Below are 22788 nucleotides of genomic sequence, written 5' to 3'. Positions count from 1 at the left end.
CGCACACCGATATGTTGTTCCTGCGTTTCGCCATCGCGACCGATCACTATGTCATAGAGGCCAGCCATGTGGCCGAGGTGCTGCCGTGGCTCGCGCTCAAACGTCTGCCGGCGGCCCCGCCCTGGGTGGCCGGGGCGTTCAGCTATCGCGGCGAATCCGTACCCGTGATCGACCTGACGCATCTGGCGACCGGCGTGCCGGCGCCGGCGCGACGATCCACGCGCCTGGTGCTCGTGCACTACCCCGCCCCCGGTCCCGCCGCGCGCCGGCTCGGGGTGCTCGTCGAGCGTGCGACCGACACGCTGCGGGCGGACGCGGCGGCGTTTCAGCCCAGTGGTGTCGATCTGTCCGAGGGCCGCTACCTCGGGCCGGTGCTCGACACCGACGACGGGCTCGTGCAATGGGTGCGGGTCGATCAGTTGCTCACCGATGCGGCGCGCGCCCTGCTCTTCGACGCCGCGCGCGATGCGATGGCCGAAGCCGCCGCGGCGCGCCCGGCATCGGGAGAGTCGCCATGAGCCATGTGCGCGACATCGAGCGCCTGCTGCGCGACACGATGGGCCTCGATGCCGAGACGCTCGGCGCGAACGCGGTGGAGCGGGCGGTGCGCGCCCGGCTTGCCGCGCTCGCCGAATCGTGGCCGGAAACACGCGACGGTTCCGCCGACGTCTTGTATTGGCAGCGATTGCAACAGTCGCCGGACGAATTGCAGGCGCTGATCGAGGCGCTTGTGGTGCCGGAGACATGGTTCTTCCGGCATCGCGACGCTTTCACGGCCCTCGCGGAAATGGCGCAGGATGAACGGCGCGCGCGGCGAGGCACGGTGCGCGAGGCGCAGCCGCTGCGTTTGCTGAGCCTGCCGTGCTCCACCGGTGAAGAGCCGTATTCGATGGCGATGACCCTGTTCGATGCGGGCTTCGGCGCCGACGAATTCACCGTCGATGCCCTGGACATCAGCGAGCGCGCGCTCTCGGTGGCGCGCGCGGGGGTCTACGGCCGCAATTCCTTTCGCGGTCCACCCGCCACCCTGCAGTTTCGCGACCGGTATTTCACGCCGGTCGGCGAGCATCATCGCGTCGTCGATGCCTTGCGCACGCAAGTGCGCTGGCACGCGGGGAATCTGTTCGACGAAACACTGATCGACCGGCTGGGTACGTTCGACTTCGTCTTTTTCCGCAACGTGCTGATCTACTTCGACCGCGATGGGCAGCGACGTGCCATTGCCGCGCTGGAACGCCTCATGCGCATGGGGGCCACGCTGTTTGCCGGACCCGCCGAGGGCGGCACGCTGACCAGCAACGGCATGACATCGACCGGGCACGTGCAGGCTTTCTCGTTTCGTGTCGCCGGGCCGGTGCGCGACGTGACGCCGCCCGCGCCAGGGGCGCCGCGCTTCACGGGCACGCTCGACACGTTCAGCACCACGGCGCCCGCCAACGCGATGGCGGCGTTCGCGCAGCGGCTCACGGCATCTGGCCACGTTGCGCCGACGGCACCGCTCGCACCGGTCGCGCCTCCCGCGTCTTCCTCGCCCGCATCGCCGGCACGATCGGCACGATCGGCGCCCGCGCCCGTGGCTTCGGTATCCGCCGCCGTGGCGCGCCCCGCCGCGCCGTCGGCGCAGCGGGCCGACACGGGCGCATTGCTCGAACAGGCGCGCCTGGCGGCCGACGCGGGCGACTTCGTGCGCGCCGTCGCGCTGTGCCGCGACGTGCTCGCGGCGGATCGTGCCAACGCGCAGGCGGAGTACTTGCTGGGACTGGTCGAGGACGCACGCAACAACGCACAAGGTGCGATGATTCACTACCGCCGGGCGTTGTATCTCGACCCCGGCCACTACGAGGCCCTCGTGCACTGCGCGGCACAACTCGAAGCGCGCGGCGACACGCAAGGCGCCCGGCGCCTGCTCGAACGCGCCGGGCGCGTCGCGCCTGCCGAAACCCCTGATCGCGACCATCGTCACGGGACCCGACATCGATGACTCAACGCGACATCGCCCATGAGGCCGGCTCCGTGTCCGGCGAGCACCCGCGAATGCTGCGACCGGACGCAGACCGCCAGTCGCTGCATCGGCAGGCGGCGACGCTGCTCGACCGGCTGCCGGTCGTGCCCGCCGATCCATCGCCGTGGCGCGCCGCACCCGATGCACAGGGCGCCACGCGGGGGGCATCGCTGCTGTTGTTTCGGCTCGGCGACGAATGGCTCGCATTGCCGGCGTCCGCCATCGAGGAGGTCGCGCCGATGCGGGGCTGGCATTCCGTGCCGGGGCATCGCCAGCGTGCGCTGCTCGGACTGGTGAATCTGCGTGGCGCGCTGGTGCCGTGCCTGTCGCTGGGCGAGTTGATCGGCGTACAGCCCACGGTTGCCCAGACGACACCCACAGGCGCTCCGCGCGCGGGCACGTCACGATTGCTGGCGTTGCGCCATGGCCACCATCTGAGCGCCTTCCCCGTGACCGAAGTGCACGGCACGGTGACGCCCACGACCGAACGGCTCGGGGCCGTGCCCGCGACGGCACTCGGCGCGGCCGACGGGTTTTCCGTGGCGGTGCTGCACTGGCGCGAGCAGGTGGTGGGCGTGCTCGATCCGTTGCGGGTAGGCGCGGCGTTCGATCGGAGTCTCGCATGAGCGACGATCTGCGCAACGCCACGTTGCTCGACCTGTTCCGAATGGAGACGGAAACCCAGGCGCAGGTGCTCGGCGACGGGTTGCTGGCACTCGAGCGCACGCCGACCGACGCATCGCGCCTCGAAGCGTGCATGCGCGCCGCGCATTCGCTCAAGGGGGCGGCGCGCATTGTTGGCGTCGACGCCGGCGTTGCGCTGGCCCACGTGCTCGAGGACGCGTTCGTTGCCGCCCAGCGCGGCGCGCTCGCCATCGACGTCCCGGTCATCGATCGCATGTTGCAGGGCGTCGATTTGCTCATGCGGCTTGCTCACCCGCCCAGCCATGATCCGGGATGGGCGCAGGGCGCCGGCAAGGCAGAGATCGACGCCTATGTCGCCGCCTTCACCGAAGCCCTCACGGGGCTGACGAACGATGCTGCGCACGAACCCGCACCGCAGACACCGCAGGGCTCCGGGCGGGACGCCGCCGCCGGAGGCGCGCAAGGGGAGGCGTCGCTGGACGAGGACGCCGCTTTCGATTACGCCAGCTACGGGGGCGAGACGGCGGCGGCAACCGAGGCGAGCCGGGAGGTCCCGGAGGCATGGGCGCCTGATGGTGGCGTCGACCGCACCGGAATGCGCGGCGGGTGGCGCGACGACGGGCATGACGATGGGCGCCAGGACAAGACCGACGGCGAAGGCGTGGACAACGCATCGCGGGCGCTGCGCGTTTCCGCCGACAGTTTGAACCGGCTGCTGCGTCTGTCGAGCGAAGCGCTCGTGGCGTCGCGCTGGTCGCAGCCCTTCGCGCAGTCGCTGCTGCGGCTCAAGCGTCATCAGCATGAGGCGGGCGACGCGCTCGATCGCGTGAGTGCCGCACTGGAGGGTGTCGCGGACCGTGCCGACGAGAACCGTCAGATGTTGCTCGCGGCGCTGGCCGACTTGCGTCGCGCGCTGGGCGTCGGCGGCCAGTTGCTCGCCGAGCAGATTCACGAGCTCGACCAGTTCGACCGACGCTCGACGCAACTGTCGCAGCGTCTGTACGACGAAGCGCTCGCGTGTCGCATGCGTCCGCTGGACGACCGCCTGGGGGGCTTCGCGCGCATGGTGCGCGATCTTGGACGCTCGCTCGGCAAACCCGCGCGGCTCGAGATCCGCGGGGCGGACACGCAGGTCGATCGCGATATTCTCGACCAGCTCGAAGCGCCGCTTGGACATCTGTTGCGCAACGCCGTCGATCACGGTCTGGAGAGTCCGGCGCTACGGGCAGCGGCGGGCAAGCCAGCCGAGGGGGTCATCACGCTCAGTGCGCGGCACAGCGCGGGACTGCTGCTCGTGAGCGTGGCCGACGACGGTGCGGGAATCGATCTCGAACGGGTGCGTGCGGCGGTGGTCGCGCGCGGTCTGGCACCGCCGGAGACCGCGCAGCGGCTCGACGACAACGAACTCGTCGAATTCCTCATGCTGCCGGGCTTCACGCTGCGCAGCACGGTAACGGATATCTCGGGACGCGGCGTCGGCCTGGACGCCGTACGCGCCATGGTGGCGCAGGTGCGCGGCACGGTGCGTATCGAGCATGCGCGAGGGCGCGGCACGAAAGTCATCCTTCAGTTGCCGCTCACGCTTTCGGTCATGCGCAGTCTGCTCGTCGAGATTGCGGGTGAGCCCTATGCCTTGCCCCTCGCGAACCTGTCGCGCACGCTTGCGTTGCCGCGCGAGCGGATCGACATGCTCGAAGGGCGCCCGCATTTCACGCTGGACGACAGGCAGATCGGGCTCGTCAGCGCACAGCAGGTGCTGTGCGGCAGCGAGCCGTCGGCCGCGCCGGGGGATCAGCCGGTGGTCGTGTTCGGCGACGGCGAGTCGCGCTATGGCCTGGCGGTCGACAAATTCCTGGGCGAGCGCATGCTGGTCGTGCAGCCGCTCGATCCGCGGCTCGGCAAGCTGCCGAATATTGCGGCCGGGGCGCTCAACGAAGACGGCTCGCCGTTGCTCATCATCGACACGGCGGATCTGGTGCGCTCGATCGCCAAGGCCGTGGAGATGGGCTCGCTCGAACGGCTGCCGGTACGCGCGGCACAGACGAGCGGACGGGGCCGCAAGCGCGTGCTCGTCGTCGACGATTCCTTGACCGTGCGCGAACTCGAACGCAAACTGCTCGCGGCACGCGGCTACGAAGTGAGTGTCGCCGTCGACGGCATGGATGGCTGGAACGTGGTGCGCAGCGAGACGTTCGACATGGTGATCACGGACGTCGACATGCCGCGCATGGACGGTATCGAACTGGTCACGCTGATCAAGCGCGACGCCCGTACCGCGGAACTGCCGGTCATGATTGTTTCCTATAAAGATCGCGAGGAAGACCGTCAGCGCGGGCTCGATGCGGGCGCCGACTATTACCTCGCGAAAGGCAGCTTCCATGACGACGCGCTGCTGCGCGCCGTGGTGGATCTCATCGGGGAGTCGGGGTCATGAAAATCGGTATCGTGAACGATTCGGCCATTGCGGTGGAGGCGTTGCGCCGCACGCTCGCGCAACGACCGGGTCTCGAAGTGGCGTGGGTAGCGCACGACGGCGCACAAGCCGTTTCGATGTGCGGGCCGAATCCGCCGGACCTCGTGCTGATGGACCTCGTCATGCCGGTCATGGACGGCGTGGCCGCCACACGGGAAATCATGCGGCGCACGCCCTGCCCGATCCTGATCGTGACGTCCGACGTCGGCCATCATGCGAGCCTGGTGTTCGACGCCATGGGCGCGGGCGCGCTGGACGCCGTCGACACTCCGGTGCTCGGTGCGGCGGACATGACACGCCCGGCGTCGTCGCTGCTCGCGAAGATCGACGCCGTGGCGGCGCAGCAGGCCGACGCGCGCAAGCCCGCGCTCGTGGTGGCGCCCGCGGCGGCGGCAGTCAGCGACGCGCTGGTGGCGATCGGCGCGTCGGCGGGCGGACCGGCGGCGCTTGCAACGCTGCTCGGGCGCCTGCCCGCTAACTTTGGCGCCGGGGTGATCGTGGTGCAGCACGTCGACGACGCGTTCACGCCCGGCATGGCGACGTGGCTCGATCAGCAGACGGCGCTCACGGTGCGCCTCGCGAAAGCGGGCGACCGGCCGACGGCGGGCACCGTGTTGCTCGCGGGCGGCAATCGCCATTTGCGGGTCGACGGGAGCGGACGCTGCACGTACAGTGACGAACCGAAAGACGCGGTCTACCGGCCGTCGATCGACGTATTCCTGAGCAGCGTGGCCGAACACTGGCGCGCGCGCGCCGTGGGCGTGCTGCTCACGGGCATGGGGCGCGACGGCGCGGCCGGGCTCGGCGACATGCGCACGCGAGGTTTCATTACGATCGCGCAGGACCGCGCAACGAGCGCGGTGTACGGCATGCCCAAGGCGGCGGCCGAGGCAGGGGCCGCGTCGGAGATTCTGCCGCTGCCGACCATTGCGCCACAACTGGTGGCGCTATTTGGAACCGTATGACAGGAAGCCAATCATGACGACAACCCCGCGCCAACTCAATCCCGCAGTGCAGCCGATCGGCGGCGAGAGCAGCCTGAACGATTCGTCGGCGATGGTGTTGCTTGTCGACGACCAGGCGATGGTTGGCGAGGCGGTGCGGCGCGCGCTGGCCGGCGAGTCGAACATCGACTTTCACTATTGCGCCAATCCGGACGACGCGTTGCGCGTGGCCGAGCAGACGCGCCCGACCGTGATCCTGCAGGATCTGGTGATGCCGGGCACCGACGGTCTGCAACTGGTTCGCCAGTACCGCGCAAGCCCGCTCACGCGCGACATTCCTATCATTGTGCTGTCCACCAAGGAAGAGTCGACCATCAAGCGCGAGGCGTTTGCCGCGGGAGCGAACGATTATCTGGTCAAGCTGCCCGACACGATCGAACTGGTGGCGCGCATTCGCTATCACTCGCGCTCGTACATGAACCTGCTGCAACGCGACGAAGCGTATCGCGCGTTGCGCGAGAGCCAGCAACAGTTGCTCGAGACCAATCTGGAGTTGCAGCGTCTCACGCATTCCGACGGTCTCACGGGGCTGGCGAACCGACGTTACTTCGACGAGTATTTCGGCGCGGAATGGCGCCGTGCATTGCGCGAGCAGCGCGAGATGGCGCTGTTGATGATCGATGTGGACAACTTCAAGATCTACAACGATACCTACGGCCACATTGCCGGCGACGACGTGCTGCGGCGCGTGGCGGGCACGATCGCTGAAGCGGCGGCGCGTCCGGCCGATCTCGCGGCGCGCTTCGGTGGCGAGGAATTCGTGATGGTGCTGCCGAACACGTCGCCTGCCGGTGCGGCGGTGATCGCCGAAAAGGTGCGCGCGCAGATCGACGCGATGGCGATTCCGCACATCGGCTCGGCCAACGGCCGCCACGTGACAGTCAGTGTCGGCGGCGCGGCGCTGGTGCCGCGCACGCACATGGCGTCGACGTCGCTGATCGAGTCGGCGGATCTGGCGCTGTATCGCGCCAAGCAACAGGGCAAGAATCGCGTGGAGATGCAGCCCGGCGCTTCCTGAGCCCGAGGAGGGTGCATGACCTTCGAGCTGTTCTATTGGCCGGGCCTGCAGGGGCGCGGCGAGTTCGTCCGGCTTGCCTTCGAGGCCACCGGCACGCCATATGTGGAAATCGTGCGGGGCGATGGCCCCGGTCAGGGACTCGACGCGCTGCTCCACGCGATGGACGATCCCGCGTGCATCGATCCGCCGTACGCGCCGCCCTTCCTGCGCGTGGGCGACGAGTTGATCGGGCAGACGGCGAACATCCTCGCCTATCTCGGTCCGTTGCTTGGTCTCGTGGGGGAATCGCCGCGTGCGCGACGCTGGGTCAATCAACTGCAACTCACGCTGGCGGATCTCGTGGCCGAAGTGCACGACGGTCACCACCCGATCGCCAGCCGGCTTTACTACAGCAATCAGCGCGCCGAGGCGCGCAAGCGCACCGCCGACCTGATCGACTACCGCCTGCCGAAGTTCTTCGAGTACTTCGAGCGCGTGCTGGCGCATAACCCGCACCCCGGTGGGTGGCTCTCGGAGGGGGCAATGTCCTACGCCGACCTCTCGCTGTTCCAGGTCATCGAGGGGCTGTACTACGCGTTTCCCCGCGCGATGACGGGCTTTGCCAAGGCATTCCCACGCTGCCAGGCGGTGCGCGACGCCGTGGCGCGTGAGCCGCGCATCGCGGCATATCTGAAGTCTTCCCGCCGTATCGCCTTCAACACCACGGGCATCTTCCGGCATTACAGGGAACTGGACCGCGCCTCGCCGTTTTGACCCTTGCCGCTCGAGCGGCGCGTCAGCGCGATGACTCGGGCAGCGTGGCATCGCCGGCGTTGAGCGGGCGTTGCATGAGCACGGTGTCGACCCATCGGCCGAACTTGAAGCCGACCGATCTGAGCACGCCTGCCTGAACGAAGCCGCAGGCGCTGTGCAGCGCAAGCGAAGCCACATTGCCGCTGTCGCCGACGTTCGCGATCAACTGCCGCCACGGACCGCCCTCGCACCGCGCGATGAGCGTGAGCAGCAGCGCGCGCCCGATCCCCTGTCCGGTCGCGTCGGCGGCGATGTACACCGAGTCTTCCAACGTGAAGCGGTAGGCCGAGCGCGGTCGGTAATGGGTGGCATAGGCATAGCCGAGCACCTTGCCGTCGCGTTCGGCGACGAGATAAGGCAGACCGGCGTTGAGTACCTTCGCGCACCGCGCGCGCATCTCGGACTCGTCCGGCGGAATTTCCTCGAACGAGGCCGATCCAGTGCGCACGTGGTGCGCATAGATGGCCGTGATGGCCGGCAAATCGGCCTCGGCTACGGGACGCACGGCGCAGGCGCTGCGCGCCAGCTCGGTGCCCACGCGTTGCGCGTTGCTGGATGAGGGGACGGAAGACGACGGCATTCGGACACGCTAATTCGTTGAGGAACACGACGGACCGGCGAACCGGCCGCTACCTGCGGGCAGTGTGCGCCGCGTACGTCCATAAGAAAAGCTTGTGCTCATTATGAATTGCATAAGCATTACTTTGAGATGCCGCCGGTTCGATCGGCTCAGGCGCTGGCGCCCGCCTCGGGCGGCACCCCTCCGGCGCGCTGGACCGCGTGCGCGCCCGCCAGCCCGCCCGCACCCGCGCCGACGGGCTCGGGGTGCATGGCATCGAGCCGCTGGCGCACGAAGCCGATATGCTCGCGAAGCACATAAAACTGATCCGCATAGGCGAGCGGAATCTTCAGTCGGTTGACGGCGGCTTCGATGGCGTCGAGTCGATGCCGCAGGTTCGTGGATTCGGCGTGCGCGTCGTCGGCCAGCGCCTCGCGCTCGAGCGCGATGAGCGCGCCGTACCAGCGGTAAAGACGCGATTTCACGCGCCAGCTGTACAACGCCGGTACCAGGCGGAACGCGGGAATCAGGACCACGATGATGGGCACGAGCAGCACGACGATGCGATCGGCGAGGCTCGCGATCCAGAACGGCAGATGCCGGTACAGGAATCCCTTGCCTGACTGGTAGTAGCGCGCCGCATCGTCGGAGAGCGGGAATTCGTGCACCTGCGCGGACGGGAATTCCCCTGCCCGTTGCAGCAGGTTCGCCTTGCCGTGCACTTCCTTCGCGGCCTCGATGAGCAGATCCGACAGCGCGGGATGCAGGCTGTCGCGGGCCACGAGTTCGACGGTCGGGCTGATGACGTGGACCGCCTGCGCGGGCAGGTTGCGTCCGAGATCGAAGACGCCACGCGGCAGCGTGAGCTGATTCAGATACGTGAAGCGGCGCGTGTACGCGTCGGCCTGCGCGAAGTCCATCAACCGGATGCCCGGTTCGCGGATGAGCTTGCCCATGGTGGGGCCGGTGGCCGTGTCGCCGGTGAGCATGGCGGCGTCCACGCGCCCTTCGATCAGGGCCTGGGCGGCTTCCTGGCCATCGTACGCGGTGAGCGTCGTGGGCCCGCCCGGCTCGATGCCGTTGGCCTTGAGCAGCGTCAGGGAGAGGGCACGCGCGCCGCTGCCTTCGCGGCCGATCGCGATGCGCTTGCCGGTGAAGTCGGAGAGCTTGGTCACGCGCGGCCCGCGATAAAACACGGAAATCGGCGCGTAGAACACGCTGCCGAGCGACACCAGGCCGTCGACGTTCAGGCCTTGCGATACGCCGCCCTGCACCAGACCGAGATCGACGTTCTGCGAGTCGTCGGCCAGACGCTCGACGTTCTGCCGCGAGCCTTCCGACGTCAGAACGTTGAGCGTGATGCCGTCGCGCGCGAGGATCGTCTTGTAACGCTGCGCCGCGTTCCAGAACGAGCTGCCTTGCGGCCCGGCGCTGATCGTGACGGTGCGCGGCGGCGCCGGCTTGACCAGCCACACCGCGAGCCAGATGGCGGCAATCGACACGAGCACGACAGGCCCGAAGGAAACGGCGAGATCACGCCAGGAAATCGCGACGAAGCGCGCACGGAGTCGCCGATGGGCGGGTTGGTTCGAGTCGGTCTTCATCGATCAGGCAGGCTTTATCCAACACCCGGCCGATAATACGCCATCTGCGGTGCGGGACTTCGACGCATTCCCAAGTTACCGATGGGCGAGACTCTGCGCGAGTTGCTTCCACAGGTGATCGGCCGCCGGCGAGAGGCGCCGCCCGACGCGCGTCATCATCTGGCTGGAAAACCCGAGCGCGATCGGGTGATCGATCGGCACGGCCACGAGTTCGCCCAGATCGATGCCGCGTCGTGCGGTGATGGCAGACATGAACGCCACACCCAGACCAGCCGCCGCCAGCGTCTGCGCGGTATTGAACAGGTCGACGCGATAGGCGGGCGTGACATTCAGACGAGCCGTATCGAGCACCGAGTGCACGAACTGCTGCACGCCGTGGGCTTCGGTCATGAAGATGAGTCGCTCGTGCTCCAGCTCGGCGGGCGGCACGCTGGCGAGCTTCGCGAAGCGGTGTGTCGGTGCGACCACGGCGCACAGCGCTTTCGGCGCGAAGGGGTGGATGCGCATCGACGGATCGTCCGCGGAGCGCGCGCACAGACCGATGTCCACCACGTCGTCGCGCACGAGCGACAGCACGGCGGGCGTGGGACCGGATCGGATCTCGACCAGGATGTCCGGATAACTCATCGAAAAGCGTTGCAATGCCTGGGCGATCAGGCGGCCGATGAAGCCTTCGCCGACCCCGATCGCCACCTTTCCCCGTTTCAGATGGCGATACTCCTCGAGCCGGGCCGAGAGGTCGCGCTGGCGGCGCTGGCCGTCGCGGTAATAGTCGATGAGCACTTGCCCGATCTCCGTCACGCTGACGTTGCGCCCGCGCCGCTCGATGAGCGGAAAGCGCAGGCGCCTTTCCATCGCCGCGATCTGCCGGCTCACCACCGACGGATTCACTCCCAATGACTCGGCCGCCATGCGAACGCCGCCGGTCGCCGCAATTTCCGCGAGATATTTGAGCGGACGCTCGCCGATGTCGTCCATCCAGGTGTCGATCGTCATGGCGCGCTGTGCGTCCGATTGTTGCCTTGAGAGCAACATTTTGGCCTGGATTGCGTCATGGGTGGGAATTTTCGTCGGTGCAATACTCCGCGATATTCGAAAAAGAGAGGGAACCCCGATGAGTGAGACTCGCTATTGCGAAGTCGGCGATCTGGCCGACGCCCGCGAGCAACTGGCCGACATCCGGCACCATATCCACCAGCATCCCGAGCTGTCCTACGAGGAAGTCGACACCTCGCGCTACGTGGCCGATAAGCTCGAGCAGTGGGGCTATCAGGTCACGCGCAACGTTGGCGGTCATGGCGTGGTGGCGTCGCTGCGCGCGGGCACCAGCGGGCGCACCGTGGGCGTGCGCGCCGACATGGATGCCCTGCCGATTCACGAGCAGACGGGCCTGGCGTACGCGAGCGTGCACGACGGCAAGATGCACGCGTGCGGTCACGACGGCCATACGACCGTGCTGCTGGGCGCAGCCCAGCAACTCGCGAAGACGCGCAACTTCGACGGCACCGTCCACCTGATTTTCCAGCCGGCGGAAGAAGCCGGTTCGAACAGCGGTGCCGAGCAGATGATCGCGGATGGCTTGTTCGAACGTTTCCCGTGCGACGCAATTTTCGGTTTGCACAATCACCCGGGCGTTGCCACGGGCACGTTCGGCTTTCGCGTCGGCCCGCTCATGGCCGCGTGCGACACCGTGAAGATTCGCATTCACGGGCGCGGGGGGCATGCCGCGCGCCCGCATCTGGCAATCGATCCGGTGATGATCGGCAGCAGCCTCGTGATGGCGCTGCAGACGGTGGTGGCCCGCAACATCGATCCGACCGAAGCGGCCGTCGTCACTGTCGGTACCTTCCATGCCGGCTTCGCACCGAACGTGATTCCCGAGGAGGCGGTCATCGAGATGAGCGTGCGTTCGTTCTCGGCGACGGTGCGCGCCACGCTCGAGTCGCGCATCTGCGCGCTGGCGAAGTCGCATGCCGAAGGCTACGGCGCGAGCGTCGACATCGACTACATCCGCGGTTATCCGGTGCTCGTCAACACCGAGGCGGAAACGGAATTCGCGCGCGGCGTGGCCGAAGAACTGGTCGGCGCCGATCATGTCATCGCCCCGTTCCCGCCCATCGCGGGCAGCGAGGACTTTGCGTACTACCTGCAAAAGGTGCCGGGCTGCTTCATCCGCCTGGGCAACGGCGAAGGCAAGCCGATGCTGCACAACGCCAAATACGATTTCAACGACGACAATCTGACCATCGGGGCCGCTTTCTGGACGCGTCTGGTCGAACGCTTTCTTGCCAAGGACCGCGCATGAACACCGCCGCACAATCCACGCAATCCGCGCGATCGCTTCCGACCGAGGGTGCACAGCCCTTGCCGATGGATGCCGCGCAGCAGCGCAAGATCGTTTTCGCCGCCGTCATCGGCAACCTGCTGGAATTTTTCGACTTCACTGTCTACAGCTATTTCGCGCTGACCATCGGCAAGCAGTTCTTCCCGTCGCATGATCCGATCACGTCGTCGCTGCTCGCGTTCGCGGTGTTCGCGGTGGGCTTCGTGATGCGCCCGCTCGGCGGCATCGTGCTCGGCCGTTACGCCGACCGCGCCGGACGCAAGCCCGCGCTCACGCTGACCATCCTGTTGATGGCGCTTGGTTCGGCCGCCATCGGTCTGGCCCCGACCTATGCGCAGATCGGGCTGGCCGCGCCGTTGCTGATCGTCGGCGCGCGTCTGCTTCAGGGTTTCGCGCAGGGCGGCGAATTCGGCGCGGCCACGGCCACGCTGCTGGAAGTTGGCGGCGCGAAAAGCCGTGGGTTCCGCGCGAGCTGGCAGCTGGCAAGCCAGGGTGCGGCGGCGTTGCTCGGTTCGGGGCTGGCGGCGAGCCTCGGCTTCCTGCTCTCGGACGACACCATGCACAGCTGGGGCTGGCGCATTCCGTTCCTGCTCGGCACGCTGATCGCGCCGGTCGGCATCTATTTGCGCCGGCACATTCAGGAGGAGCCGCCCAAGGTCAAGGTCGTGGCCGGTCGCCACGATCCGAAGCATGGCGTGTACGTGCGCAACTGGTTCCTCACGATCTTCTCGATCATGGGCATGTCGGTGTCGACGTACGTGATGATGTACTACATGCCGACGTACTGTATCCAGTACCTGGGTCTGCCGCCGAAGATGTCGATGCTCGCGGGGGTGGCGGCCAGCACGATCTCGCTGGTGATGTGCCCGATCTACGGTGCATGGTCGGACAGGATGGGCCGTCGCAAGCCGCTCACGATGGCAGGCCGGGTGGCGCTCATCGTGCTGCTGTACCCGGCGTTCTGGATCATGACGCACTTCCCGTCGCTGCCGGTCGTGCTCGCCGCGCTGGTCGTACTGATGCTGTGCTACACCATGGGCTCGGCCCCGGCGTATGCGCTCATGCCGGAGAACTTCCCGAAGCACCTGCGTGCGGGCTACATGTCGAGCGCATACGCGATTGCGGTGTCGGTGTTCGGTGGTACTGCCCAGCTCGTCGCGGGCTGGCTGATTCGCGTGACCGGCAACAAGATGGCGCCGGCGTGGTACATGATCGTCTGCGTGCTGATCTCGCTCGTCGCCGTGTCGATGTTCGAGGAAACCGGCAACAAGGTGCTCGACGAATAAGGCGCACGCCCCAAGGCGCATCGGCCGCGCGTTTCCGCGCGCCTGGCCGATGCGTCGTGAACGTCAAAGACGTTCAAAGATGGCGGCGATGCCTTGTCCGCCGCCGATGCAGGTCGTCACGAGCGCATAGCGCCCGCCGGTGCGTCGCAGTTCGTGCACGGCCTTCGTCACCATCACCGCACCGGTCGCCCCGACCGGATGCCCCAGCGCAATGGCGCCCCCGTTCGGATTGACGCGGGACGCGTCCAGCGCCATCTCCCGCAGGAACGCACCGACGATCGAGGCGAACGCTTCGTTGAGCTCGATCACGTCCATCTGATTCATCCGAAGCTCGGCGCGCCGAAGCACCTCGCGCGTGGCGATCACCGGGCCGATGCCCATGTCCTCCGGCATCACACCCACGCGCGCGTGGGCGATCAGACGCGCCACCGGGTGCCGACCGAGTGCGCGCGCGCGCTCACGGCTTGCGAGCAGGACGGCGGCGGCGCCGTCGTTGATGCCCGAGGCGTTCGCCGCGGTGATGGTGCCGTCATTGCGACGGAAGGCCGGTTTGAGCTTCGCGAAATCGTCTGCGTGCGCGGCGGCGCGCACGCGCTCGTCGCGCGCGAACGTGACCGGCTTGCCCGGCGACCCGACGTCCACCGGCACCGTCTGTTCGTCGAAGTATCCGGAGGCCATGGCGCGCGCGGCCCGTTGATGCGAGGCGAGTGCGATGGCGTCCTGTTGCGCGCGGCTGATGTCGAAGCGCGCAGCGATGCGCTCGCCCAGCTCTCCCATGTGCGCACCGGTCATCGGATCGATCAGTCCGCCCATCAGCGTGTCGGCCGCGACGACGTCGCCCGGATGCGCGCCGAAGCGGTGCGCGGGCAGCAGGTACGGCGCCAGACTCATCGTCTCGGCGCCGCCGCCCACGGCGGCTTGTGCCTCGCCCGACTGGATGAAATGCGCGGCGAGCAGAACGGCTTCGAGCCCCGAGCCGCACAGACGATTGACCGTGAGCGCCCCCGCATGCGGCGCGATGCCGCCGCCGAGGGCCGCCACGCGGCCGAGGTACATGTCGGCCGGCGCCGTCTGATGCACGTTGCCGAAGACCGTCTGCTCGACGTCCTCGCCGGAGACGCCCGTGCGCGTGAGCAGCGCACGCACGACGCATGCGCCGAGCTCGGCGGGCGGTTTGTGTCGCAGGCTGCCGCCGAACTCGCCAATGGGGGTGCGAACCGCCCCGAGAATGACCACGTCGTTGTCCATCGTCCTGTCCCCCGAACACGTCGGGCGATCGACCGGCGCACGCATGCGGCCCGGCGTCGAGGAAGATCGGATGAGGATCGCCCGACGTCTAAGCGTAGGACGCAATCGCTCGCGGGGCACCTGACAAGGTTGACAGGTGCCCCGCGTGGGTCAGGCGCGAACGGTACTGCCTAACCCTGGAATGTCGCGTCGCCATCGAGCGGATACACCGGCCGTTTCACCCGCGAGAACGGGAACAGGCCGTAGTTCGAGCTGGTGACGCCGTCGCTGTCGCATTCCACCAGACCGGCCGAGATCGGCACGAAGACCGGGCGGCAATACATGCGCGACTTGAGCAGCAGGAAGCGCTCGCTGCGCGGATCGAGGCCGACGCACGTGAACACGCCATGATCCCACGGCTCGTGGGTACGCTCCGTGACCACGATGCGCGCCGGGCCGATGTCGAAGAGCACCGTCCGGCCCATATAGCAGCGCTGGCCGGTGTAGGTCGGACCGCTCACGACGTACTCGCCGTTGCTGATCCTGCGCACGATGCCCGTGAGCACCGTCGGCGTCTTGGTGATGCCCAACTGCGTGAGCGCGCGCTTGTTGCCGAGCGCGAGCGTGATCTCGGCGCCCTCGCCCGCGGCAATCAGCGCTGCCACGGCTTCCGGATCGCACAGCGGCCCCACGCCAATGCCGGTCAGACCCCCGCGAGCGCGGCTTCGAGCACGTCCATGGTGTCGCACGTGCCGCCCGACATGCAGTTGTCGCTGTGGTCGAGCAGCAGTACCGGCTTGTGTGCGCCGTCGGCGAGACGTTTCGCCTCGGCGATCGACGCCGCGAGCGGCGCGCTGCGGTAGACGAAGCCGTCGCGCTCATCCCACGCTTGCGCGGCGATGCGGTCCGCCACCGCCTGCGCGCGCGCGATGCCCGCCGCGTCGCCCTCGGCCGTCACCACGACGCTAAGACACGGCGCGGGAATGTCGGCGAGCGAGAAGCCCGAGAACACCGACACCGCAAGAATGCCCTCCTCGGCTTCGGCGCGCCGCGCCGCCTCGATGGCGCGCTTCATCGCACCGTCGTGGCTCGTGCTGCGCAGCGAGTGCACCATGAGCGGGGGCTGGCGCCACACGACTTTCGGGCGACGCTTGCCCGCGAGCATGTCGAAGAGCAACCGCCCGGCGTGCTCGCCGGTTTCGTACATGTCGACGTGCGGGTAGGTCTTGAAGCCGACCACGATGTCGGCGTTGGCGATGATTTTCGGGGTGACGTTCGCATGCAGGTCGAGCGCCACGGCAATCGGTGTGTCGGGCGCCGCCTCGCGCACCCGCGCGAGCAGATCGCCCTCCCCGTCGTTGCTGTTCTCGGCAACCATCGCGCCGTGCAGGTCGAGCAGGATCGCGTCGACCCCCTTGCTCGCCGCCACGATCCGGCCGCAGAGTTCGTCGTAGGCACCCGCCGCCACCGGACCGCTCGGATTGGCGCTCGCGGATACGGGCGTGATCATCTGCGCACCGGCCGCCGCGGCCAGATCGATGAACGCGGCCATGGCCGTGCGCATGCCCTTGTTCTCGCGATAGGCAGCCTCGTCGTAAGTCGGACCGTGATTGCCAAACGCCTCGAGCGGGGTCGGCACCGGCGAGAACGTATTCGTCTCGTGATTCATCCGCGCGATCATCACTTTCATGCGACACCTCCCGCGCGTTGGAGCATTGCCTGCAACAGCACGTTACAACCCGCTTCCAGATGCGCGGGATCGGCGTCTTCGATTTCGTTGTGGCTGATGCCGTCCTTGCAAGGCACGAAAATCATGGCCGTCGGCGCGATACGTGCGAGATACACCGCGTCGTGTCCGGCGCCGCTGATCGCGTCCATGGACGACAGGCCCAGCGCTTGCGCTCCGTCGCGGATCGCGGCGACGAGTTCGGGCGCGAACGGTTGCGGCGGGAAGTACACGACCTGCTCGATGGCGACGTCGATCCCGTTCGTGCTCAGTGCGGCACACTCGGCGCGCAACGCGGCGTTGAGTGCATCGAGTGTGGCGTCGTCCGCGGCGCGCAGATCGACGGAGAGCTTCACGCGCCCGGGAATCACATTACGCGAGTTCGGATAGTTGTCGACCCAGCCGACCGTGCCGCGTGCGTGCGGCGCGTGCTCGCAGGCAATGCGGTTCACCGCCTGAATCAGCTGTGCGGCGGCGAGCAGCGCGTCGCGGCGCAGTTCCATCGGCGTGGGGCCCGCATGGGCTTCCATACCGGTGACGGTGACGTCGTACCAGCGCTGACCAAGTGCCCCCTGCACGACACCGATGGTCTTGCCGTGCGCTTCGAGCACCGGCCCCTGCTCGATGTGCGCTTCGAAATACGCACCGACCGCGCCGGGATGGCCGACGGCGGACGTCTCGCCGGCGTAGCCGATGGCGTGCAAGGCGTCGGCGACGCTCACGCCGTCATGGTCCTTCTGCGCGAGCGCATGCTCCAGCGAGAAAGCCCCGGCGTAGACGCCCGAGCCCATCATCACCGGGACGAAGCGCGAGCCCTCCTCGTTCGTCCACACGGCGACCTCGAGCGGCGCCTGCGTCACGACGCCGTTGTCGTTGAGCGTGCGCAGCACTTCCAGGCCGGCGAGCACGCCGTAGTTGCCGTCGAACTTGCCGCCCGTCGGCTGGGTGTCGATGTGGCTGCCGGTCATGACCGGCGGCAGGGCGTCGTCGCGTCCGGCGCGGCGCGCGAAGAGATTGCCGATGGCGTCGACACGCACCGTGCAGCCGATCTCCTTCGCCCACTTCACGAACAGATCGCGGCCCTGGCGGTCGAGATCGGTCAGCGCGAGACGGCAGACACCGCCTTTTTCCGTGGCGCCGATCCGTGCGAGCTGCATGAGGCTGTCCCACAGACGCGCGCCATCCACGCGCATTGCGGCAGCCGGTTGATCGAGACGTTGCATGTTCATGGATCCTTCAGTGCACGCGGCACGGTGTGCGCGCCGCCGCGTGCGTTGGCAAATGGCGCATGCCGCGCCGGAGGTCCGGGGAAGGCGGCATGCGTCGCGAAATGCGGGGGGCGCTCAGGCCACGCCCACGCCGAGATAGCGATCCTTGACCACTTCGTCGGCAAGGAACGTCGCGTTGTCCGCGCCGTACACGATCACGCCCTGCTCGACGATGTAGTGTCGATCGGCGAGCTGCGTGCAGACTTCCAGGTTCTGTTCGACGAGCAGGATCGCCACGCCCGCCTGCTTGATGAGCTTCAACTGCGCCACGATCTCCTCGACGATCACCGGGGCGAGCCCTTCGACCGGCTCGTCGAGCATGAGCAGACGCGGGTGGTTCATCAGCGCGCGCCCGATGGCCAGCATCTGCTGCTCGCCGCCGGACAACTGGGCGCCGCCGTTCTTGCGGCGCTCCTGAAGGCGCGGAAAGATCCGGTAGATGTCGGCCAGCTGCCACGGCGAATCGCGTCGCGCGCCGAGCTTGAGATTCTCTTCGACGGTGAGCAGCTTGAAGATGCCGCGATGCTCCGGCACGAAGCACACGCCGCGCGCGGCAATGCGGTGCGCCGGTTGTCCGGCGACCGGTTTGCCGAGGAACGCGATGCTGCCGGCGCGAGGGGGAACCACGCCGGCAATGGTCTTGAGCGTGGTGGACTTGCCGGCGCCGTTACGGCCAAGCAGCGTGACGAGCTCGCCGTCGCCGACGGTGAGCGACACGCCCTGAAGAATGTGGCTCTTGCCGTAATAGCTGTGAATGCCTGCGACGTCGAGAATCATGCGCGGCCTCCAGTGATCATGTTGCCGAGGTACGCCGCTCGCACGCGGTCGTCTGCGCGAATCGCGTCGGGCTTGCCTTCGACGAGGACGCGGCCCTGCTGCATGACGGTGATCGTGTCGGAGATGTCCATCACGATGTTCATGTTGTGCTCGATGAGCACCACGGTGTGGTCATCGCGCAGGCCGCGAATGAGCTGCTTCATGTCGTCGAGGTCGTCGATGCCCATGCCCGAAGTGGGTTCGTCGAGAAAGATCGCCTTCGGGCGCGCGGCGAGCGCCATTCCAACTTCCAGCCGGCGCTGCTGGCCGTGCGAGAGCAAGCCGGCGGCGGTGTCCGCGTGACGCGTGAGCGCGAGGCGGGTGAGCACGTCGTCGACAATCTCGGCGCAGGCGCGCGCGCCGTCGGCCTTGCGCCAGCAAGACAGCGCGCGTCGCGGTGTGACCCCCAGGGCCGCCAGGCGCAGGTTCTCGCGAACCGACAGGTTCTGGAACAGGGCCGTGACCTGAAACGAGCGCGCGATGCCGCGTTGCACGCGGCGATAGTCAGCCTCGGTCGTGACGTCGTGTCCGTCGAACAGGATGCGCCCGCCCGAGACCGGCACGGTGCCGGTCAGCATGTGAAAGAGCGTGGTCTTGCCCGCGCCGTTCGGGCCGATGACGGAGTGCACGGTGCGCGGTGCCACGCGCAGGTCGACGCCGTGCAGCGCCGTGAATTTTCCGTAGCGCTTGACGATGCCCGAGGCTTCGATCAGTGCGTCGCTCATGTCGGGTCTCCCTGCGTATCCAGTTTGCCGCGCTCGCCGTTCTTGCCGTTCGCCGGACCGCGTTTGCCGGCAACGCGCTGCCACAGCGACTCGCCCACGCCCCAAAGCCCGCGATGCACGAACAGGCTCACGGCGATGAGCAGCAGTCCGAGCAAGAGCAGCCATCGTGGCCAGAGCGTGGAGAGCCAGTCGGCCGCGAGCACGTAGAACGCGGCGCCGAGGACCGAGGCGAAGAGATTGCCCGTGCCACCGATGACCGTCATCACCAGAATCATTTCGCTCGTGTGATATTCGATGTTCGACAGCGGGGCGATTCCCGTCATCAGCGCGTGCAGCGCGCCGGCGAGCGCCGTGACGGCGCCGGAGATGGCGAACGCCACCAGCTTGAACGTTTTCACGTGATAGCCGATGGCCGCGGCGCGCGTTTCGTTGTCGCGAATCGCGAGCAGCGTGCGCCCGAACACTGAATCGGCCACACGCAACAGGATGGCGAAGACGATCAGGAAGATCGCCGCGACAAAGGTGTAGTACTGCCAGGGCGACTCGAGCGGAATCAACGTCTTGCCGCCCAGCGAGAGCGAATGGCGCGGGATGTCGAGCAGGCCGTTGTCGCCGCCGGTCCAGTCCGTGGCGGTATAGGCCACGAAGTAGAACATCTGTGCGCACGCGAGCGTGAGCATGACGAAATACGTGCCCTTCTGCCGGATCGCGAAGCTGCCGACGATCGCGGCGATTGCCGCGCCGAGCACGATGGCGATGACGACCGCGAGCGGCATCGGCAGCGACGTGCGGGTGAGCATGATGCCCAGCGTGTAACTGCCCAGGCCGAAGAAGATGCCCTGGCCGAACGAGAGCAGACCGGTGTAGCCGAGCAGCAGGTTGCAGCCAAGCACCGCCAGCGCGTAGACGAGCACTTCGGTGGCGAGCGTGCCCGACGAGAGCGTGAGCGGCAGGATCAGGGTGACGGCTGCCGCGAGAAGCCAAAAACGGTAACGTGCCAGCATCATCCCCTCCCGAGCAAGCCGTGCGGGCGCATGAGCAGCACCGCCGCCATGGCCACGTAGATCATCAATCGTGCGCCTTCCGGCCAGATCGTGCTCATCAGGCTTTGCACGATGCCGATCACGAGGCCGCCCACGAGTGCCCCGGCGAAGCTGCCCATGCCGCCGATGACCACCACCACGAACGCGATGCCGAGCGCTTCGATGCCCATGAACGGTTCGACACCCCGCACCGGCGCGGCCAGCACGCCGGCCAGTGCCGCCGTGCCCGCCCCCAACGCGAACGCGAAGCTGAACACCCGGAACACGTTGATGCCCAGCAGCGACACCATCTCCGACGATTCGCTGCCCGCACGCACGGCACTGCCCAGGCGCGTGCCTTCGAGCAGCCACCAGAGCACGGCGGCAAACACGGCCGTGAAGCCGATGAGGAACAGCCGGTACTTGGGATAGATGAAGCTGCCCCACATCACCACGCCGTCGAGCATTTCGGGCACGGCCACGTTGTCGCCGAGCGGGCCCCATACGATGATGACGAGTTCCTGCACCACCAGGGCAAGCCCGACGGTGACGAGAATGTGAAATTCGTGCGCTTTCTCGTAGATGCGCGAGAGCAGCACCTTCTCGGCGATCCAGGCCAGCGCGCCCACGACGATCGGACACACGATCAGGGCGAGCCAGAACGACAGGCCCCACTGCAGCGCCTGATAGCAGAAATAGGCACCGAGCAGATAGAAAGCGCCGTGCGCGAAGTTCACGAAGCGCAGCAGGCCGAAGATGATCGACAACCCGACAGCCAGCAGGAAGTACAGCATTCCGATGCCGACGCCGTTGATGACTTGCAGCAAATAGACGTTCATGCGCGTCCCGGGGAACGTGAGTGGACGTGAAGTCCTCCGCGCCGCGGCGTACTCGACGCACGATGTGGCACGGACGACGCGCGGGGTGACGACGATGCGTCCCCCCGCAGGCAATACCCGACGCCTCGACGGTGTTATGGCGTTATGGCGCCATGGGACCAAGGCATCAAGCCATCTTGCACTCGGTCTTGTCGAGCGGAAGGAAGGACTTCCCGGCGCTGACGATGTCGGCGAAATCGTCGGCGTTCTTCATTTTCGACTTGGCCTTGCCCTTGAGCAGATAGTAGTTCTTGAGCACCTGATGATCGCCCTTGCGAATCTCTTCCGGACCCGTGAGACCGTCGTACTTCATGCCTTCCATGGCGGCGATCACGGCCTTCGGTTCGGCGCTGCCCGCCTTGACCATGGCGTCGAGCATGAGCTTGGTGCAAATGTAGGAGCCGGCGAGGCTGTAGTTCGGGTTCTGCTTGAAGCGGTCCTGCGTGCGCTTGACCAGATCGAGGTTCAGCGGCGAAGCCACGGCGTGCCAGTACTGTGCGCCGAAGTACACGCCGTCGCACAGATCGGCGCCGAGCGTCTCGAACTGCTCCAGACCCGAGGCCCACGCCATCAGGATCGTGCAGTTCTTCTTCATGCCGAAGCTCACTGCCTGACGCAGGGCGTCGGACGATTGCGAACCGAAATTCAGCAACAGCAACACGTCCGGCTTGGCCGCCATCGCGTTGGTGAGGTAGCCGGAGAATTCCTTTTCCGAGAGCGAGTGATAGCTGTTGCCGACGTGTTCGATGCCCTTTTCCTTGAAGATGTTCTTCGCGGCGGTGAGCAGGCCCTCGCCGAACACATACTGCGGCGTGATCGTGTACCAGCGCTTGGCCTTGGGCATCGACTCGATGAGCGGGCGCACGGTCTGCTCGATGGCGCCGAACGTCGGCACGGACCAGCGGAACGTTGCGCTGTTGCAGTCCTTGCCGGTGATCTCGTCGGCGCCGGCGGTCGTGATGAACACGCCGCCCGCTTTCTCGACTTCCTTGCCCATGGCGAGCGCCTCGGACGACAGGATGCCGCCCGCGAAGAAGCGCGCGCCCTTTTGCTGCGCGATTTCCTGCACGCGGCGGATCGCCGTGGCGGGTTTACCCTCGGTGTCGAGCGTGGTGTAGGCGAGCGGACGGCCGAGCACCTTGCCGTACTGCTCCACGACAAGTTTCATGCCGAGGTCGGCAAACTTGCCGTTGGCGGCAAACGGTCCCGACATCGGTACCGGGCAGGCCAGCTGGATGGCGCCGGAGCCCTGTGCGAACACGTCGCGAGCGGTGAATAGGGAGGCAGGCAAAGACGCTGCGGCGGCGAGCTTCAACAGTTCACGACGATTCAATTTGGTCTCCAGGGAAGGGAGCAATCGTTCATGGGGTGCAAACGTGCAGCGCGTCACACAACGACC

General features: G+C 67.2%; 19 protein-coding genes and 1 pseudogene. 9 read left to right on the top strand and 11 right to left on the bottom strand.

Going from position 1 to position 22788, the window contains the following annotated elements; translation table 11 throughout:
* Positions 1 to 11 precede the first annotated feature (11 nt).
* Genes LV28_RS47845 through LV28_RS47815 form a run of 7 tightly spaced genes read left to right on the top strand, consistent with a single transcriptional unit; the run spans position 12 to position 7895 of the window.
* Positions 12 to 518: a chemotaxis protein CheW gene (locus LV28_RS47845; RefSeq protein ID WP_025250030.1), complete on the top strand. Its 507-nt coding sequence runs from the start codon at positions 12 to 14 to the stop codon at positions 516 to 518.
* Positions 515 to 1981 carry a CheR family methyltransferase gene (locus LV28_RS47840; protein ID WP_023598194.1) on the top strand — a complete coding sequence of 489 codons (1467 nt, stop codon included), beginning with the start codon at positions 515 to 517 and terminating at the stop codon, positions 1979 to 1981. The genes LV28_RS47845 and LV28_RS47840 overlap by 4 nt, the downstream gene beginning before the upstream one ends.
* Positions 1978 to 2628, top strand: coding sequence for a chemotaxis protein CheW (locus LV28_RS47835; protein ID WP_023598193.1), 651 nt, complete (start codon positions 1978 to 1980; stop codon positions 2626 to 2628). Before LV28_RS47840 ends, LV28_RS47835 begins: the two co-directional genes overlap by 4 nt.
* Positions 2625 to 5081, top strand: a complete 2457-nt coding sequence (locus LV28_RS47830; RefSeq protein WP_038619392.1) for a hybrid sensor histidine kinase/response regulator — start codon at positions 2625 to 2627, stop codon at positions 5079 to 5081. The genes LV28_RS47835 and LV28_RS47830 overlap by 4 nt, the downstream gene beginning before the upstream one ends.
* Positions 5078 to 6085, top strand: coding sequence for a chemotaxis response regulator protein-glutamate methylesterase (locus tag LV28_RS47825; protein WP_023598191.1), 1008 nt, complete (start codon positions 5078 to 5080; stop codon positions 6083 to 6085). The genes LV28_RS47830 and LV28_RS47825 overlap by 4 nt, the downstream gene beginning before the upstream one ends.
* Before the next feature lie 13 nt (positions 6086 to 6098).
* Positions 6099 to 7142, top strand: coding sequence for a diguanylate cyclase (locus LV28_RS47820; protein ID WP_023872733.1), 1044 nt, complete (start codon positions 6099 to 6101; stop codon positions 7140 to 7142).
* Between the two features lie 15 nt (positions 7143 to 7157).
* Positions 7158 to 7895, top strand: coding sequence for a glutathione S-transferase (locus tag LV28_RS47815; protein ID WP_038619395.1), 738 nt, complete (start codon positions 7158 to 7160; stop codon positions 7893 to 7895).
* A gap of 22 nt (positions 7896 to 7917) precedes the next feature.
* Here LV28_RS47815 and LV28_RS47810 read toward each other — a convergent pair whose 3' ends face one another.
* The 3 genes from LV28_RS47810 to LV28_RS47800 form a co-directional block, all read right to left on the bottom strand.
* On the bottom strand, positions 7918 to 8514 hold the full coding sequence (locus tag LV28_RS47810) for a GNAT family N-acetyltransferase (RefSeq protein WP_081214872.1): 597 nt from the start codon (positions 8512 to 8514) through the stop codon (positions 7918 to 7920).
* 149 nt (positions 8515 to 8663) lie between these two features.
* Positions 8664 to 10097: a TAXI family TRAP transporter solute-binding subunit gene (locus LV28_RS47805; protein WP_023598187.1), complete on the bottom strand. Its 1434-nt coding sequence runs from the start codon at positions 10095 to 10097 to the stop codon at positions 8664 to 8666.
* Between the two features lie 75 nt (positions 10098 to 10172).
* Positions 10173 to 11093, bottom strand: coding sequence for a LysR family transcriptional regulator (locus LV28_RS47800; RefSeq protein WP_023598186.1), 921 nt, complete (start codon positions 11091 to 11093; stop codon positions 10173 to 10175).
* A 118-nt stretch (positions 11094 to 11211) separates the two neighbouring features.
* Between LV28_RS47800 and LV28_RS47795 the strand changes: the two genes are divergently transcribed.
* A complete protein-coding gene (locus tag LV28_RS47795) occupies positions 11212 to 12402 on the top strand; it encodes a M20 aminoacylase family protein (RefSeq protein ID WP_038619398.1) in 1191 nt (396 codons plus the stop codon).
* A complete protein-coding gene (locus LV28_RS47790; RefSeq protein WP_023598184.1) occupies positions 12399 to 13727 on the top strand; it encodes an MFS transporter in 1329 nt (442 codons plus the stop codon). Before LV28_RS47795 ends, LV28_RS47790 begins: the two co-directional genes overlap by 4 nt.
* 63 nt (positions 13728 to 13790) lie before the next feature.
* Here the strand turns inward: LV28_RS47790 and LV28_RS47785 are convergent, their stop codons facing one another.
* From LV28_RS47785 to LV28_RS47750, 8 genes and pseudogenes are all read right to left on the bottom strand, one after another.
* Complete coding sequence (locus LV28_RS47785; protein WP_038621886.1) at positions 13791 to 14975, bottom strand: acetyl-CoA C-acyltransferase; 1185 nt, start codon at positions 14973 to 14975, stop codon at positions 13791 to 13793.
* Positions 14976 to 15145: 170 nt separating this feature from the next.
* A pseudogene (locus tag LV28_RS47780) lies at positions 15146 to 16644 on the bottom strand (M81 family metallopeptidase).
* Positions 16641 to 17903 carry a Zn-dependent hydrolase gene (locus tag LV28_RS47775; RefSeq protein ID WP_115344601.1) on the bottom strand — a complete coding sequence of 421 codons (1263 nt, stop codon included), beginning with the start codon at positions 17901 to 17903 and terminating at the stop codon, positions 16641 to 16643. The pseudogene LV28_RS47780 and the gene LV28_RS47775 overlap by 4 nt, the downstream one beginning before the upstream one ends.
* 120 nt (positions 17904 to 18023) lie before the next feature.
* Positions 18024 to 18725 (bottom strand): ABC transporter ATP-binding protein, encoded by a 702-nt coding sequence (locus LV28_RS47770; RefSeq protein WP_023874607.1) that lies wholly within the window; start codon positions 18723 to 18725, stop codon positions 18024 to 18026.
* The gene (locus tag LV28_RS47765) at positions 18722 to 19489 is read right to left on the bottom strand and encodes an ABC transporter ATP-binding protein (RefSeq protein WP_029754467.1); all 768 of its coding nucleotides are present in this window, start codon (positions 19487 to 19489) and stop codon (positions 18722 to 18724) included. Before LV28_RS47765 ends, LV28_RS47770 begins: the two co-directional genes overlap by 4 nt.
* The gene (locus tag LV28_RS47760; protein WP_038621889.1) at positions 19486 to 20493 is read right to left on the bottom strand and encodes a branched-chain amino acid ABC transporter permease; all 1008 of its coding nucleotides are present in this window, start codon (positions 20491 to 20493) and stop codon (positions 19486 to 19488) included. Before LV28_RS47760 ends, LV28_RS47765 begins: the two co-directional genes overlap by 4 nt.
* Complete coding sequence (locus tag LV28_RS47755) at positions 20493 to 21350, bottom strand: branched-chain amino acid ABC transporter permease (protein WP_023598179.1); 858 nt, start codon at positions 21348 to 21350, stop codon at positions 20493 to 20495. Before LV28_RS47755 ends, LV28_RS47760 begins: the two co-directional genes overlap by 1 nt.
* Before the next feature lie 166 nt (positions 21351 to 21516).
* On the bottom strand, positions 21517 to 22722 hold the full coding sequence (locus tag LV28_RS47750; protein ID WP_023598178.1) for an ABC transporter substrate-binding protein: 1206 nt from the start codon (positions 22720 to 22722) through the stop codon (positions 21517 to 21519).
* Between the last annotated feature and the right edge of the window lie 66 nt (positions 22723 to 22788).

The organism is Pandoraea pnomenusa, assembly GCF_000767615.3.
GTDB lineage: Bacteria > Pseudomonadota > Gammaproteobacteria > Burkholderiales > Burkholderiaceae > Pandoraea > Pandoraea pnomenusa.
This window is presented reverse-complemented; position numbering and strand designations above follow the sequence as displayed.